The 13,854-nt window shown below is 40.4% G+C and carries 12 protein-coding genes; 5 read left to right on the plus strand and 7 right to left on the minus strand.

The genetic code is table 11. From position 1 onward, the window contains the following. Positions 1-67 precede the first annotated feature (67 nt). From AC0N32_RS06910 to leuB, 4 genes are all read left to right on the plus strand, one after another. Positions 68-1,231, plus strand: a complete 1,164-nt coding sequence (locus tag AC0N32_RS06910) for a 2-isopropylmalate synthase (protein ID WP_476393123.1) — start codon at positions 68-70, stop codon at positions 1,229-1,231. Between the two features lie 26 nt (positions 1,232-1,257). Continuing rightward, on the plus strand, positions 1,258-2,640 hold the full coding sequence (gene leuC / locus AC0N32_RS06915) for a 3-isopropylmalate dehydratase large subunit (RefSeq protein ID WP_476393124.1): 1,383 nt from the start codon (positions 1,258-1,260) through the stop codon (positions 2,638-2,640). A 131-nt stretch (positions 2,641-2,771) separates the two neighbouring features. Beyond that, a complete protein-coding gene (gene leuD / locus AC0N32_RS06920) occupies positions 2,772-3,374 on the plus strand; it encodes a 3-isopropylmalate dehydratase small subunit (RefSeq protein WP_476393125.1) in 603 nt (200 codons plus the stop codon). Continuing rightward, positions 3,364-4,485 carry a 3-isopropylmalate dehydrogenase gene (leuB, locus tag AC0N32_RS06925; protein ID WP_476393126.1) on the plus strand — a complete coding sequence of 374 codons (1,122 nt, stop codon included), beginning with the start codon at positions 3,364-3,366 and terminating at the stop codon, positions 4,483-4,485. The genes leuD and leuB overlap by 11 nt, the downstream gene beginning before the upstream one ends. Before the next feature lie 153 nt (positions 4,486-4,638). Here leuB and AC0N32_RS06930 read toward each other — a convergent pair whose 3' ends face one another. The 7 genes from AC0N32_RS06930 to AC0N32_RS06960 form a co-directional block, all read right to left on the minus strand. Next, positions 4,639-4,824, minus strand: coding sequence for a hypothetical protein (locus AC0N32_RS06930; RefSeq protein WP_476393127.1), 186 nt, complete (start codon positions 4,822-4,824; stop codon positions 4,639-4,641). Between the two features lie 11 nt (positions 4,825-4,835). Continuing rightward, complete coding sequence (locus tag AC0N32_RS06935; protein ID WP_476393128.1) at positions 4,836-5,441, minus strand: DUF4230 domain-containing protein; 606 nt, start codon at positions 5,439-5,441, stop codon at positions 4,836-4,838. Positions 5,442-5,444: 3 nt separating this feature from the next. Further along, entirely contained in the window at positions 5,445-6,011 is a 567-nt protein-coding gene (locus AC0N32_RS06940; protein WP_476393129.1) for a TlpA family protein disulfide reductase, read from the minus strand. Position 6,012: 1 nt separating this feature from the next. Next, complete coding sequence (locus tag AC0N32_RS06945) at positions 6,013-6,480, minus strand: pyrophosphohydrolase domain-containing protein (RefSeq protein WP_476393130.1); 468 nt, start codon at positions 6,478-6,480, stop codon at positions 6,013-6,015. Between the two features lie 234 nt (positions 6,481-6,714). After that, complete coding sequence (locus tag AC0N32_RS06950) at positions 6,715-9,645, minus strand: reprolysin-like metallopeptidase (protein ID WP_476393131.1); 2,931 nt, start codon at positions 9,643-9,645, stop codon at positions 6,715-6,717. A gap of 211 nt (positions 9,646-9,856) precedes the next feature. After that, positions 9,857-10,996 (minus strand): acyl-CoA dehydrogenase family protein, encoded by a 1,140-nt coding sequence (locus tag AC0N32_RS06955; protein WP_476393132.1) that lies wholly within the window; start codon positions 10,994-10,996, stop codon positions 9,857-9,859. 1,399 nt (positions 10,997-12,395) lie between these two features. Continuing rightward, complete coding sequence (locus AC0N32_RS06960; protein WP_476393133.1) at positions 12,396-12,779, minus strand: HU family DNA-binding protein; 384 nt, start codon at positions 12,777-12,779, stop codon at positions 12,396-12,398. Positions 12,780-13,396: 617 nt separating this feature from the next. Between AC0N32_RS06960 and AC0N32_RS06965 the strand changes: the two genes are divergently transcribed. Continuing rightward, on the plus strand, positions 13,397-13,837 hold the full coding sequence (locus tag AC0N32_RS06965) for a GPW/gp25 family protein (protein WP_476393134.1): 441 nt from the start codon (positions 13,397-13,399) through the stop codon (positions 13,835-13,837). Positions 13,838-13,854: the final 17 nt, after the last annotated feature.

The raw sequence follows: 13,854 nt of genomic DNA on the forward strand, positions 1-13,854 counted from the left end.
TAAAATTGAAAAACGGAAAATCTTTCAACTCTTTAGTTTTGAATCAAAATTAAGTAAAAACTTCATTATGAATTCCGAAAAAGTTGAAATTTTTGACACTACGCTGAGGGATGGAGAACAGGTTCCGGGTTGTAAACTGAATACGGAACAAAAGCTGGTTATTGCAGAAAAGCTTGACGAACTTGGAGTTGATGTGATCGAAGCCGGTTTCCCGATTTCAAGTCCGGGAGACTTTCATTCGGTTTCAGAAATCTCAAAACTGGTAAAAAATGCAAAGGTTTGCGCCCTGACCAGAGCCAATCAGAAAGATATTGACACCGCTGCAGAGGCACTGAAATATGCCAGAAGACCAAGAATACACACTGGAATCGGAACTTCAGATTCGCACATCAGATATAAATTCAATTCAAACAGGGAAGATATTATCGAAAGAGCCGTTCAGGCTGTAAAATACGCAAAAACTTTCGTCGAAGATGTAGAGTTTTATGCAGAAGATGCAGGAAGAACAGATAATGATTATCTGGCCAGAGTCTGCGAAGCGGCCATTAAGGCCGGAGCAACCGTTTTAAATATTCCCGATACGACAGGATATTGCCTGCCCGCCGAATACGGTGAAAAAATTAAGTATTTAAAAGAAAATGTAAAGGGAATTGAAAAGGCAGTTTTGTCATGTCACTGCCATAATGATCTGGGACTCGCCACCGCCAATTCAATCTCCGGCGTTATCAATGGCGCAAGACAGATTGAATGTACGATAAACGGACTTGGAGAAAGAGCCGGGAATACCGCCCTGGAAGAAGTCGTCATGATTCTTAAACAACATAAAAATTTAAAATTATACACAGAGGTCAACTCCAAAATGCTCAATTCCATGAGTGTTTTGGTGTCTGATCTGATGGGAATGCCCGTACAGCCCAACAAAGCCATCGTGGGAGCCAATGCATTTGCACACAGCTCAGGAATCCATCAGGACGGGGTTATCAAAAACAGGGAAACCTATGAAATCATCGATCCTTCGGAAGTCGGCGTCAATGCGTCATCTATTATACTCACAGCCAGAAGCGGACGTTCGGCTTTAGCGTACCGATTCAAAAATATCGGTTTTGATGTGACCAAAAATGAGCTTGATTTCTTATATCAGGAATTCCTGAAAATTGCCGACCGTAAAAAGGAAGTCAACAATGATGATTTAAGCCTGATTATTGAAAAAGCAACAAGGAAAATAGGATAGAAGCCTGATCTTCAATACAAATAAAAATGAACAAGGATAAAAAAACACTATTTGACAAAGTCTGGGATGCCCATGTGGTGGAGACCATTCCGGACGGACCTCAGATTATCTATATTGACAAACACCTGATTCACGAAGTAACCAGCCCACAGGCTTTTGCAGAACTGGAATCACGTAATCTGGAAATTTTCAGGCCGAAACAGATTGTAGCCACAGCCGATCACAATGTTCCGACCTGGGACCAGGATCTCCCTATAAGAGACGCATCTTCAAGAAACCAGGTCGAACAACTAACCGAAAACTGTAAAAAAAATAATATTGAATTATACGGCTTAGGGCATCCTTACCAGGGAATTGTTCACATTATCGCTCCCGAACTTGGCATCACCCAGCCTGGAATGAGCATCGTGTGCGGAGACAGCCATACTTCCACCCACGGCGCTTTCGGATCCATCGCCTTCGGCATCGGAACAAGCCAGGTCGCACAGGTTTTTGCGAGCCAGTGCTTATTATTAAACAAGCCAAAGTCCATGAGGATTACCGTAAATGGAAAATTAAATCAGCATGTTCAGCCAAAAGATGTCATCCTATATATCATTTCTAAAATCGGGACCGATGGCGGGACAGGGTATTTCTGTGAATACGCAGGTAATGTTTTCGAGGAAATGTCAATGGAAGGTAAAATGACCGTCTGTAACATGAGCATCGAAATGGGCGCCAGGGGAGGAATGATCGCTCCGGATGAAACAACTTTTCAATACGTAAAAGACAGAACCTTCGCGCCAAAAGGAGAGGAATGGGAAGAGAAACTCGAATACTGGAAAACCCTAAAGACTGACGATGAAGCCGTTTTCGATGCAGAATTTACATTTGATGCTTCAGATATTTTTCCGATGGTAACGTATGGAACCAATCCGGGAATGGGAATTTCCATTTATCAGAATATTCCTGATCCTCAGAATGATTCAGAAGAAAAAGCCCTGAAATATATGGGGTTGAAGGCCGGACAGGCACTTTCGGATATAAAAGTGAATTATGTTTTCATCGGAAGCTGTACCAATGCACGCATTGAGGATTTTCGCTCGGCAGCGAAATATATTAAAGGCAAAAGAAAATCGGAGCACGTTCAGGCCCTGATTGTACCCGGTTCCCAGCAAGTGGTAAAACAGATCTTTGAAGAAGGTCTTGATACAATTTTTAATGAAGCCGGTTTTCAGATCAGACAGCCTGGATGTTCAGCATGTCTCGCCATGAATGACGATAAAATCCCTGAAGGTGAATATTGTGTTTCGACTTCCAACAGGAATTTTGAAGGAAGACAGGGACAGGGCGCAAGAACGATCCTGGCAAGTCCTCTGACTGCGGCAAAAGTAGCGGTTGAGGGGAAAATTTCAGTGTTTGAGAACTGATGGGATAAGTGAATCGTGAATTTCGCTAAGCGAGTCAATTTTGCTTTGCAAGTGAATTTTAGTAGTAATTAAAAATTGACCATTGACTTACGAAGTAAAATTGACCATTGACCTTAAAAAAACTAAACAAAATGCAAAAATTAATAAAACTAAAATCCCGTGCAATTCCGTTGCCGGTAGAAAATATAGATACGGACCAGATCATTCCGGCAAGGTTTTTAAAGAGTATTGACAAGAAAGGTTTTGGCAGTAATCTTTTCAGGGACTGGCGATACAATGTTCACACCGGTGAACCCAACCCTGAATTTGTTCTGAATAATCCTAAATATGAAGGTGAAATCTTAGTTGCCGGCAATAATTTCGGTTGCGGAAGCAGTCGGGAGCATGCGGCCTGGTCGCTCACCGATTACGGTTTTAAAGTGGTTGTTTCCAGTTTTTTTGCGGATATATTTAAAGGAAATGCTTTAAACAACGGCTTGCTGCCCGTAAAAGTTTCGGAAAGTTTTTTAAAGGAAATTTTAACCGATATTACGGAAAACCCGGAAAAGGAAATCACAGTCGATGTTGAAAACCAGACCATTACTTTTAATGATAAAACCGAATACTTTGAGTTGGATTCTTATAAAAAAATATGTCTGATCAATGGGTATGACGATATCGATTTCCTGATCAGCAGGAAACAGGCCATTCAGGAATTTGAATTGAAAAAAACACGAAAAGTTTATGAAAACTGATTTTAAAATTGCAGTCCTTCCCGGAGACGGAATCGGACCGGAAGTAGTGGCAGAGAGCATTAAAATCCTGGATGCAATAGCCGAGGCATTTCACTATAAATTCGAGTTTAAATACGGATTGATGGGCGCTGAAGCCATTTATAAAACAGGAAATCCGCTGCCGGATGAAACACTGGACATCTGTAAGGAATCGGATGCAGTACTTTTCGGAGCTATCGGAGATCCGTCTTTTGATAATAACCCTGATGCTCAAGTACGTCCGGAACAAGGGCTATTGAAGCTTCGTAAAGAGCTTGGTCTTTTTGCAAACATCAGGCCTTTGAAAACATACGGTTCTTTAATCGAAAAAAGCCCTTTGAAGAAGGAAATCATTGAAGGTACTGATATTCAGATCTTCAGGGAATTGGTAAGCGGGATTTATTTTGGCGAAAAATTTACCGATGAAGAAGCTGGCTATGCTTATGATATCTGCAAATATAGCCGTGATGAGATAGCACCAATTGTTCACATGGCTTTCCAGGAGGCTCAAAAACGAAGAAAAAAATTAACGCTGATTGACAAGGCAAACGTTCTCGACACCTCAAGATTATGGCGAAAAATCTGCAAAGAGATCGCCGCGGACTACCCTGATGTGGCGCTTGACTTCATGTTTGTCGACAATGCGGCCATGCAGTTGATTTTAAATCCGAAACAGTTTGATGTTATTGTGACAGAAAATATGTTTGGAGACATCATATCCGATGAAGCAAGTGTTATCGGAGGTTCAATCGGTTTACTTCCTTCAGCATCGATTGGCAATGGAAATGCATTATTTGAGCCGATCCACGGATCTTATCCGCAGGCAAAAGGAAAAGGAATCGCCAATCCGATCGCTTCTGTTTTGAGCACGGCAATGATGCTTGATTATTTAAATCTGGAACAGGCAGCAGAAAAATTGAGACAGTCTGTAGAACATGCGATCGAAAATAAATACGTCACGGTAGATCTGAATGCCAAACAACCTTATTCAACCAGTGAAGTGGGGAGCTTTATTTCTGATTTTATCAAATATTCCGAAAAGTCGTATTATAATTTTGAAAATGTGAAACTCGGGAAATCTACCATTGTATGATTTAAAAAAAATAAATTTCGCTTCGCCGCAATTAGATAAGAATTAACAGTCCATAAAATTCAGACGGCGGAGCGAATTTCTCAAGGTTTGATTTTTATTTGTATATTTTTTTTCTGAAAAAGGTTCCGCTTCACTGAAGCAGAACCTTTTTATTTAGTCTTCCGTATTATCGGTTTTCCCCGACTTGTTGTTCTTTGAAGATTTCTGGACATCTTCTTTATCTACATCAGACGGATTTGTTTTCTTGGATGATGCAGGAATGTTAGGAAAATCCTGATTTTGTTTCTTGGTTTCCGCAGCGTTTGCAGATTCCTGTTTTTTGTTTTCTTCTGAGTCCATTGCTTTACATTTTACAGTTTGAGAACACCGAGCTTTCCGGTCTGGTCTTCAATCTTGTAATTCAAAGCCTTTGCCAAAACGAATATTGAATTGAGATTTTCCATCAGCTGTTCACGCCCTTCATTTCTCAGTCTGTTCTGATCGATTGAATTGATGGCTGTTACTTTAGCTTTCTGCGTTACGTTTTTAATATCTTTTTCAGAAATCCTGTTAAAGAACGAATCATCGAGAGACTGGATTTCAACGCTTGGGGTAATTCTTATTTCCGCTTCCGGCAATTCTGTAATGATGAGTTTTTTATTAATGGAATCAACCTCCATTTTCATCTTGTTAAGATCATAAGACACCTGAGCATTGGTTTTGGTATACGTAATGATGCTGTTGCTGGATACTTCTTTTCCAAAAAATTCGTAACCCATCTTTGTTTTTTGCATCGATGACGTGTTCTGCTCAAGAACCACCATTTTATTCATCTTTGAAATCTGATTGGTCAGAATATAATAATCTGATTTCTCAGTTTTCTCAGCGGGATTAAAACAGGATCTGAAGCTGAAAAACAGGATAACCATTACAATGACTCCTGCCAGAAACGGAAGTATTACTTTTAAATTCCTCAAGATTTATTTATTAAAAATTTCTTTGATTACGGGTTGGTCATCTTTTTTTAATATCTCCACAAGATCTCTTTCAATATATCCGGTAGTCGGCATTTCGATAATTCTGCCAACTTCTTTACCGTATCTCTCCAGGATAATCGTAGGAACTTTATGAACGTTGTACTTTACCTCATCGCCGGTAGGAGATTCCTTCTTACGGTTCACGGCAATGATTGTCAGCTTGCTCTCAGGATATTTTACCTCTTCCAGGATTTTCATCAGCCGTGGAAAATCACGATGGCTGTCTTCACACCAGGTTCCCATAAAAACGACCATATTGTAACTGTTGATTTTATATTTCCTGAGTTCACTGATCGCCTTCTGGTCCATGGTATATTCATCATGTTCTTTCACGTACCAGTCGGCATAGGGTGCTTCAGTAAACTTTTCCTTAAGCTGATTTCCCAGAAGCATTTTCCCGTCTTCAGTGGTTTCTACCTCGCGGCCTACCACCACTTTCTGGGCTGAAAGCTGCTGTCCTGCCATTAATAATGCTGAAACGGTCACAAGATTTGTAATAATTTTTTTCATTCTATTTTTCTATAATGGTCTTTAAATCTGCAGGAGAGTAATACTTGTTTTTAAGCACTTTATGATCTGCTTTCCGGTAAACATTAAATTTCTCACCTGACTTTTCATAAAACGATTCCACATCCTTTTCTTTGTAAAACGCTACCGTTTCCTGCGCCTGTTCTTCATTGTCGCAAGCTTTAGACATATTGGAACGCTGTACCTCATCGAACAGTTCTACAAATTTATTGCCAAGTCCGAATTCCAGCACGGCGCCGCTTAATACATACTGAAGATCACATAGAGCATCTGCAATTTCTACAAGATCGTTATCTGCAATGGCTTGTTTCAGTTCATTAAGTTCTTCCTGCAAAAGCTCAACACGAAGGTTACATCTTTCCGCGGAAGGAATTTGCGGAGTATCTAAAATCGGGGCTTTAAAAGTGGTGTGGAATTCTGCTACCTGATTCAGACTGTCAATTTTATCCATGAATATTTTTTATTTAGGCAAAGATAAAAATTAGCTTTCAGAAATCAGGATTCAAGACTTAGGTTTTTACGATTAATATGAAATGATGAACATCAATTTGTAATCTTGAGCTATGAATTTTAAAAGCAGTCATCAATCATCAATCATCATTTATCAATTATCAATCATCATTTATTACCCATAAAAAAAGACTGCCCGTTTCCGGACAGCCTTCAAATTTAATTGAATCAGCTATTAGTTTTTAATGAATCTCTTGGAAGTTCCGCCGATCTGGATCATATAAGCTCCTTTGATCAGGCTGCTTACATTAACAGAACCTCTTTCAAGTTTTCCTGAATTGATTAGTTTTCCACCCATATCGAAGATTTTGTAATCTTCTGCCGTCGTATTAGAGATATATAAAATGTCTTTTACCGGATTCGGATATAGCTTAATATCGGTTATCAGATCCTTGGTGCCTGCCTCAGCTCTTCCGGACGATACGATATTTAAAGTATAATCTTCCACCTGTCCGTAGGTATAAGTTCCGCATGACGATGAAGGGACGGAGTTATACTGCATCATGACTCTCATTCTGGTACTTCCCACCGTAGCGGTAGAAGGGATGGTGATGGTACCCGTTGCGGGACTTGTGGTAGAACCTGTTTTAGACCATGCCAGTTCTCCGCTGTCTGTAAAATCTCCGTCTCCGTTGTAATCGATGTAAACTGCATAAGCTTCACTGTAAACAGTCGACGTCCAAACCGGAGTTACGGAAATAGAATATGCCGTTCCTCTTGTCACATTGGTTGAAACCGAGGTAAAGTTTTCATACCCTGAAGTTCCTGTCGAAGTATTATTGATAGAGCCGAATTTTACATTTCCTATTCTTTCATCCGCCGTATTATTGGCAGAAGCCGAACAGTAAGAAACCGTACTTCCCGCAAGCGTGGTCACACTTACCGTATTGCTTGAAGACGATACATTACCCGCCGCATCTTTTGCTCTTACGGAGAAACTGTATGTTGTAGAAGGAGTAAGACTTGTTACGGTATAAGATGTCGATGCCGTAGAACCGATCAATGAAGATCCCTGATAAACATCGTAACCGGTCACTGCAACATTATCCGTTGCTCCCGACCATGAAAGATTAGTAGCGGTAGAAGTGGTACCGGAAGCTGCTAATGACGGTGCAGTCGGTGCTGTTGTATCCACGGTTCCCGATCCTGCGTTTACTGTAATATTGGCATTATTAACATCAAAGAAAATATGATTGGATCCCTTTACCATAATTCTTCCCGTTGTAGTCGATGAATTGGGAATCGTTACTGCCTGAGAACCGTCATTAGGCGTTCCCGAAAGCAGGGTAGTCCACGTATTCCCGCTGTCTGTAGACCAAAGAATATCAACATTGGCGGCATTTACTCCGTTTGCAGTCGTTCCGGCAACATTCCAGGTTACGGTTTGAGAAGTTCCTCCTGTATAGGTTGTTGCAGAGTTTTGTGAGCTTACACTAAATGGGCCTGCCGTTCCGTTCACCGTAATTACCGCATCATCAGAATTGTTTCCTGATCCGCCGGCTCTGTTGTCACGAACGGTAAATCTGAAATTATAAGTTCTCGCGACAGTAGACAAAGCTTCCACTGTAATTTCTGATCCGGCAGTTGTTGTAGCCCCGGTAAGAATGGAAGCCATTCTGGGGAAATACCGTACAGGCGTTGCCTGTGGTGTCCAGGATCTGAATGTGGGTCCTGACGATTTGGTAGCACTTGCCGCTGAACTCGCTCCCGTCTGGGATGATGAAGCATTATCCATCTGCTCCCAAATATAGGTCAGAGAATCACCGTTGGCATCGGTGCCTGTACCGGTCAGCATAAAAGGAGTTCCTTTAGGGATCGTGTAATCTGATCCGGCGTTGGCTGTAGGAATTGAATTCCCCGTATTGGTACTTACAGGACAGGTTTTAGCTTTAATATTATTGGTAATCTGCTGAATGCTGATGGCATGAAAGAAAGCATCGGAGTGCGGCTGGATATCCTGGCTGGTAATTCCGGCATACCCCATGATCGTTGATCCCGATCCCGGTTCCATATTGGCACCCGTTCCTTCATTGCTATTGGAGAAAGTATGGTTTCCTCCAAACTGATGTCCCATTTCATGCGCCACATAATCGATATCAAAATTATCACCTGACGGAATGGCATCCGCCGGAGAAGTATAACCGCTTCCTTTAGAGCCGTTGGTACATACACATCCGATACAACCGGCATTTCCGCCACCTCCGGAAGCTCCGAAAAGGTGACCGATATCGTAGTTGGCCTCTCCGATAACCGAAGTTAAAGTAGACTGCAGCTGGGAATTCCAGTTGCTCATCTGTGAAGCGGCAGAGTAGGGATCTGAAGAAGCACTGGTATAAATCACTGCATCATTATTGGAAATTAAAACCATTCTGGCTGAAAAGTCTTTTTCAAAAACACCATTGACGCGGGTCATGGTATTATTCATGGCTGCTAAAGCATTGGCTTTGGTACCACCGAAGTACGCCGTATATTCTCCTGTACAGGATAGTGCCAGCCTGAAGGTTCTCAGTTTGGCATCGTCAGCATTAGGTCTTGCGGCCATATCACTCGAAGCGGAAGCTCCTTTTTGGGCAACATCGAGAACGGTACATTCAAATTTGTTGAGATTGTCTTTTTTGTCAGATTTTTTGTAAACGATGTAGGTGGAAAGATCTTTAGTATAAGGCTCAATGAAAACCGCAGATTTATCACCATAAATTTCCATGGATGAAAGTCCAAGAGGAGAAATACTGAAATAAACCGTTGAAGCTGGATTTTCCAGGCCTTCGCCTACATAAGATTTAATGTCTGGATATTTGGCAGCAAGCTGGAGGTCGAAATTGGAGTTTTCCCGGATCTTGAAATTTTCCATATTTCCTTCTGCATTGGGAAACGAAACAATAATTTCAGATTTTTCACCCGCTGCAAGACGTTTTGGAGCATTGGCCAGAGCATTTTTTAATCCGTTGATATCAAGGCTGTAGATTCGTGGATTATTGATGCCTGTTTTATTTTCAAGGATACCGGAGGTTGGTTTTACAGTACCCGGCGACCAGAGTCGGTCGGTCTGCGCGAAGGAAATGCCTGAAAGAAAAAGCATTCCCAACAACGTTAATTGTTTTTTCATATAAATTCTTATTTGATTGTGGAAGACCAAATCTAGTAAAAAATATATTACGAAAAACAAAATTATTTAAGAAATTTTTAGATAATTCATTTAAATAATTATGCAATACATTAAACAATAAATATCAATATCAAATTTTTCAAACAAAAATAGCATACAGAAACCCGTATGCTATTCACTTTTTGAAGATATAATTCTCTTTTATATCACCTTATTTTGTAATATCTCTTCCGATGACCAGTCTCTGAATTTCGGAAGTTCCTTCGCCGATCGTACAAAGTTTAGAATCTCTGTAGAATTTCTCAGCCGGGAAATCTTTGGTATATCCATAACCTCCGAAGATCTGAACTGCATTATTGGCAATTCTTACACAAGCTTCAGAAGCATAAAGCTTTGCCATTGCGCCTTCTTTGGTCATTTTCTGTTTGGCATTTTTCAGAGTAGCAGCTCTCTGGATCAGCAATTCTGCAGCGTCGATCTCCGTAGCCATATCAGCAAGCATAAAGTTGATCGCCTGGAATTCAGAAATTGACTTTCCGAACTGGTGTCTTTCTTTAGCATATTTCAAAGCTGCTTTGTAAGCGCCTCTCGCTGTTCCTAAGCTTAATGCCGCAATAGAGATCCTTCCTCCATCGAGGATTTTCATGGCTTGTTTAAAACCTTCTCCCACTTCTCCCAATCGGTGAGAATCCGGAACACGTACGTTATCGAAGATCAGCTCTGCCGTTTCAGAAGCCCTCATCCCCAACTTATTTTCTTTTTTTCCTGAAGAAAAGCCCGGCATTCCTTTTTCCAAAACAAAGGCTGTTGAATTATTTTTTGCTCCTTTCTCGCCGGTTCTTGTCATGACTACAGCGATGTCTCCAGAGATAGCGTGCGTAATAAAGTTTTTAGCCCCGCTGATGATCCATTCGTCACCGTCTTTTACGGCAGTGGTAGACATTCCTCCGGAATCAGATCCCGTATTATGCTCGGTAAGCCCCCAGGCACCGATTACTTTTCCGGAAGCCAGCTGAGGAAGCCATCTGTTTCTCTGTTCTTCATTTCCAAACTCATAAATATGATTGGTACAAAGTGAATTGTGCGCCGCTACCGACAGCCCGATCGAAGGATCTACCTGGGAGATCTCATCAAGAATGGTCACATACTCATGGTACCCAAGACCCGAACCGCCATACTGCTCAGGAATAACAATTCCCATAAACCCCATTTCTCCTAACTCATGAAACAAATCTTTAGGGAAAGTCTGACTTTCATCCCACTCCATAATATTAGGTCTAATATTCTTTTCAGCAAACTCCTTTGCCGTTTCCGCTATCATTTTAATGTTGTCAATAGTCTCTGTATTCATATAGATATATAGTTAGTTCCCAAAGATAACCAAATTGACGGAACGCCCAAAAAAATTATTTCCGACACAAAAGGCCATCCACAAAATTTTAGTTTACAGCTTTTTACATTCTTTAAATTAAAAATGACTGAATAAAAACCAAGCGTAATAATTGATGATTAGCCATCCGATTTTTAACCTTATAAGAAAACTTCGGGGTCCCGAAATGATTATGTCTTTCTGTTTTACATCAATGACACTGGCAGGATGTTATAGCAGAACCCCGGATTGCTATTAACAGGTTTTTATCGTCAATTTATCGTCAAAAAGATTTATTTAAAATAAAGAAACTGTCCTAAAAGTCTGCATAGCCTTTTTTTGTAATCGCCACGACCTTATCTGTTTTAAATAATAATTTTATTAGCACAGCGTAGAATTTGCTCCAGGAGGAGCAATATCTGTGTAGATCAATATCAGAACTCCGTCGGAGTTCTATCTTATCATAGCACACCTACGGCGTGCCTGCGATATTCTATTGTATTATTGCTACACAGATACTGCTCCTACGGAGCATAAAGTGGTGCTGTCCTAAAAGTCTGCATAGCCGTCTTTGTAATCACCACGACCTTATCTGATTCAAATAATAATTTTATTAGCACAGCGTAGAACTTGCTCCGGAGGAGCAATATCTGTGTAGATCAATATCAGCATCCTGTATCGGAACTCCGTTGGAGTTCTATCTTATCATAGCACACCTACGGCGTGCCTGCGATATTCTATTGTATTATTGCTACACAGATACTGCTCCTACGGAGCATAAAGTGGTACTGTCCTAAAAGTCTGCATAGCCGTCTTTGTAATCACCACGACCTTATCTGATTCAAATAATAATTTTATTAGCACAGCGTAGAACTTGCTCCGGAGGAGCAATATCTGTGTAGATCAATATCAGCATCCTGTATCGGAACTCCGTCGGAGTTCTATCTTATCATAGCACACCTACGACGTGCCTGCGATATTCTATTGTATTTCTGCTACACAGATACTGCTCCTACTGAGCATAAAGTGGTGCTGTCCTAAAAGTCTGCATAGCCGTCTTTGTAATCGCCACTACCTTATCTGATTCAAATAATAATTTTATTAGCACAGCGTAGAACTTGCTCCGGAGGAGCAATATCTGTGTAGATCAATGTCAGCATCCTGTATCGGAACTCCGTCGGAGTTCTATCTTATCATAGCACACCTACGACGTGCCTGCGATATTCTATTGTATTTCTGCTACACAAATATTGCTCTTACGGAGCATAAATGAAACTGTCCTAAAGTCTGTATAGCCTTCTTTTGTAATCGCCACGACTTGTTTTAATTTTCAGTAGCAAAAGAAAGAGGCTGCCCAAACTTTCATTAGGACAGCCCTTGATTAGCCTTTTTTTCTGACTTCAGCGAGCTTCATCGCTTGCTTAATCAGCTTACCCGGACGAAAAATAGTTTTCAGGGAAGTTATACAGGAAGCATTTACTTCTTCTTCGGTATCTCTTCCCTGGCTGGAACCGCCTGCCTGGAGGGTAAAGTATTCCCCGACATACACGATCTTACCATCAGCCACATCATCAGCAATTTTAGAGAATGTACTTTCCAGCACAGCGAGAATATCAGCCTTGGAAACCGTTGAAACGCTGGAAGCATATTTGGCCAGGTCTTCAAAAGTAGTCTGGCCGTTTCCTACGATATCAGCGTAAAATTTTGGAGATTCACTAAGATCACGTGGGTTTTTTCTCGAAATAACATTAAATGTAATAGGCATTTTTTTTCATTTTAAAAAGTTAAACAATTTGTATTTTCAGTACGAATGTATAAAAAAAACAGATACCACAAAATGATAAATAAATAAAAAATGGCCTTTTTTATTTCCGGTTAAAAATATTCATCTGCATAACCTTGAAAATTTATCTGCATGATTTCGGAAATTTATCAAGGTAAGTTTGTCATTTTATCTTGATAATTTTTCAGATTTATCCTGATAAATTCTGTAAGGCTTTAGGAAAACATCAGAAAACATTCAGGTCAAACCCTCAAAACGCCCTTAAAAAGGCTGCTGTAAAGGTTTTTTATTTGAAACACAAGGAGACATCAGGTAAGAATGGTATCGGATCATTTATTTCTTGAAAAAAATATGAAAAAGAATGTCAATTTCTGACAAGCAATACTTTTATCCAATTTGATAATAAAGTGAAAACGATATCCTGATCTTATTAAAAAAAATTAAACACCTTTCAAAAACAGACTAAGAATTTATTCAAACGCAGATAAAATTATTAACCATTTTTACAATCTGACTGTACCATATTTCGTGAAAAATCATTAATTTGGTATTCTGTTCTAGCAATTGACTATTATGAAGTAATAAAAAGAAGCAGAATTATGGACACACCAAATTACAGAATGCCTTTTATTCCGTCTGCGTTAATGACGGAGGGGGGAAGCATCGACACCTGCGATATGGGCGAAAGTATTGCCCACAACATCATGCTGTTGATCACCACTAAAAAAGGCGAAAACCGATATGATGAAAACTACGGCAACGACGTCTGGAACCTGGAATTCGACAACGGCGTCACCAGTGCTGTCTGGGAAAACGTATTCATTAAAAGCCTCAGAAAACAGATCCAGGAGTACGAACCCAGGATCGTCAATCCACAGATCGATGCCCATGTTCAGATTGTGGAGCATACTTACGATACAAAAGAACATACCGAAATCAAAAAGAAGGTAAAAATCGCCATCAATGCGAAAATGGAAGCCACGGGAGAGCGTTTCAGCTTTTCAACGGAACTTTTCCTGAGCCCGATGTCGATTGACTAACCGCTTAAACTGTAACC

It is taken from the genome of Chryseobacterium endophyticum (genome assembly GCF_056333165.1).

Coding starts and splice junctions, on each gene's coding strand:
- AC0N32_RS06910 (WP_476393123.1), top strand. CDS start 68: ATGAATTCCGAAAAAGTTGAAATTTTTGACACTACGCTGAGGGATGGA.
- leuC (WP_476393124.1), top strand. CDS start 1,258: ATGAACAAGGATAAAAAAACACTATTTGACAAAGTCTGGGATGCCCAT.
- leuD (WP_476393125.1), top strand. CDS start 2,772: ATGCAAAAATTAATAAAACTAAAATCCCGTGCAATTCCGTTGCCGGTA.
- leuB (WP_476393126.1), top strand. CDS start 3,364: ATGAAAACTGATTTTAAAATTGCAGTCCTTCCCGGAGACGGAATCGGA.
- AC0N32_RS06930 (WP_476393127.1), bottom strand. CDS start 4,824: ATGGACTCAGAAGAAAACAAAAAACAGGAATCTGCAAACGCTGCGGAA.
- AC0N32_RS06940 (WP_476393129.1), bottom strand. CDS start 6,011: ATGAAAAAAATTATTACAAATCTTGTGACCGTTTCAGCATTATTAATG.
- AC0N32_RS06945 (WP_476393130.1), bottom strand. CDS start 6,480: ATGGATAAAATTGACAGTCTGAATCAGGTAGCAGAATTCCACACCACT.
- AC0N32_RS06950 (WP_476393131.1), bottom strand. CDS start 9,645: ATGAAAAAACAATTAACGTTGTTGGGAATGCTTTTTCTTTCAGGCATT.
- AC0N32_RS06955 (WP_476393132.1), bottom strand. CDS start 10,996: ATGAATACAGAGACTATTGACAACATTAAAATGATAGCGGAAACGGCA.
- AC0N32_RS06960 (WP_476393133.1), bottom strand. CDS start 12,779: ATGCCTATTACATTTAATGTTATTTCGAGAAAAAACCCACGTGATCTT.
- AC0N32_RS06965 (WP_476393134.1), top strand. CDS start 13,397: ATGGACACACCAAATTACAGAATGCCTTTTATTCCGTCTGCGTTAATG.